The sequence below is a fragment of the Pseudomonas sp. JL3 genome (assembly GCF_031570575.1).
GTDB lineage: Bacteria > Pseudomonadota > Gammaproteobacteria > Pseudomonadales > Pseudomonadaceae > Aquipseudomonas > Aquipseudomonas cucumis.
This window is the reverse complement of record NZ_JAKWJK010000051.1, coordinates 1-2,053: the sequence shown is the minus strand read 5'-3', so window position 1 is coordinate 2,053 and position 2,053 is coordinate 1. Positions and strand designations below refer to the sequence as shown.

Annotated in this window: 1 protein-coding gene; it reads left to right on the top strand. The window is 63.4% G+C overall.

All coding sequences use genetic code 11. The features are described from left to right. A partial coding sequence (locus MMG91_RS28720) for a condensation domain-containing protein (RefSeq protein WP_310661445.1) occupies positions 1-2,053 on the top strand: 2,053 nt, incomplete at both ends.

The following is a 2,053-nucleotide window of genomic DNA, read 5'->3' as shown; positions in this document are numbered from 1 at the left end:
CGAGCCCGGGGCAAAACGCCTGGTCGGCTATGTGATCCCTCAGCAGGGCGTCACCTTGTCGGTACAGGATTTGCGCACTGAATTGGTCGCATCGCTGGCCGAGTACATGGTGCCGAGTGCTTTCGTGGTGCTGGATACGTTTCCGCTGACCGCCAACGGCAAGCTGGACCGTCGTGCGCTGCCGGTGCCGAACGACGAAGCCTACGCCAGCCGTGCCTATGAGGCGCCGCTGGGCAAGGTCGAGCAGACATTGGCGCAGCTTTGGGCCGAGGTGCTCAAGGTCGATCGGGTCGGCCGCCACGATCACTTCTTCGAACTGGGCGGCCATTCGCTGCTGGCGGTCACGCTGATCGAACGCATGCGTCAGGCGGGTTTGAGCGCCGATGTGCGGGTGCTGTTCAGCCAGCCGACCCTGGCCGCGCTGGCGGCGGCGGTCGGCAGCGGCAGGGAAGTGAACGTTCCGGCGAACCTGATTCCATCGGACTGCGAACGCATCACCCCGGACATGCTGCCACTGGCCAGCCTGACCCAGGAGGCCATTGACCGCCTCGTGGCGACGGTGCCGGGTGGCGCCCGCAATGTGCAGGACATCTATCCACTGGCGCCGTTGCAGGAAGGCATCCTCTATCACCACCTTGCCGCCGAGCAGGGCGATCCGTACGTGTTGCAGACGCAGTTTGCCTTTGACAGCCGCGAACGCCTCGACGCGTTCGTTCTGGCGCTTCAGGGGGTGATCGATCGCCACGACATTCTACGCACCGGTGTCGTGTGGGATGGGCTGGAATCACCCGCGCAGGTGGTCTGGCGCGAGGCGAAACTGCACCTTGAAGAGGTCGACCTCAATCTGGCCGCAGGCGACGCCGCCGAGCAGTTGCGCAATCGCTTTGACCCGCGACATCACCGTCTGGATGTCAGTCAGGCACCGATGATGCGCCTGGCCTATGGGCAGGACGATGCCAATCATCGGTTGGTCGCGACGCTGTTGTTTCACCACATGGCACTGGACCACACGGCTATGGAAGTGGTGCAGCACGAGATGCAGGCGTATCTGCTCGGCGAGGCTGCGCAACTGTCCGAGGCCGTGCCGTATCGCAACTACGTGGCGCAGGCACGATTGGGCGTCAGCCGTGAGGAGCATGAGGTGTTCTTTTGCGACATGCTCGGTGATATCGACGAGCCGACGCTGCCGTTCGGTTTGCAGGATGTGCAGGGTGATGGACGCGAAATTGAAGAACACACCCAGTCTGTAGCCGCGGCACTGGACCTGCGTTTGCGGGCACAGGCGCGTCAGTTGGGGGTGAGTGCCGCAAGCCTGGTGCACCTGGCATGGGCGCAGGTGCTGGGCAAGGTTTGCGCCAAGCAGGAGGTGGTGTTCGGCACGGTGATGATGGGCCGGATGCAGGGCGGTGAGGGGGCTGACCGCGCGTTGGGGATGTTCATCAACACCTTGCCATTGCGGGTGGACGTGGGCCTTCAAGGCGTGCGCGCCGGAGTCAAGACGACCCATGCACGACTGACGGCCTTGCTCGGCCACGAACATGCCTCGCTGGCATTGGCCCAACGTTGCAGCGGTGTGGCGGCGCCATTGCCGCTGTTCAGTGCCTTGCTCAACTATAGACACAGCGCCACGAGCGCGGCTTCGGCGCAAGCGTTGGAGGCGTGGCGCGGCATTGATGTCCTTGGCGGTGAAGAACGCACCAACTACCCCTTGACGCTGAACGTCGATGACCTGGGCAACGGTTTTAACCTGACGGTATTGGTTGCACCGCAGGTCGGCGCGCAGCGTGTTTGCGCCTACATGCACACGGCGCTGGAAACGCTGGTGCAAGCACTGGAACAGACACCTCAGGCGGCGTTGTATCGTCTGCCGATTTTGTCGGCAGTGGAACGTGAACAGTTGCTGGTGACGTTCAACGCCACCGAAGCGGATTACCCGCAGGAACAGACCATCCACGGGCTGTTCGAGGCCCAGGTGCAACGCACGCCGGACGCAGCGGCGGTGCTGCGGGGTGAACAGTGTCTGAGCTATCGCGAGCTGAATGAACGCGCCAAC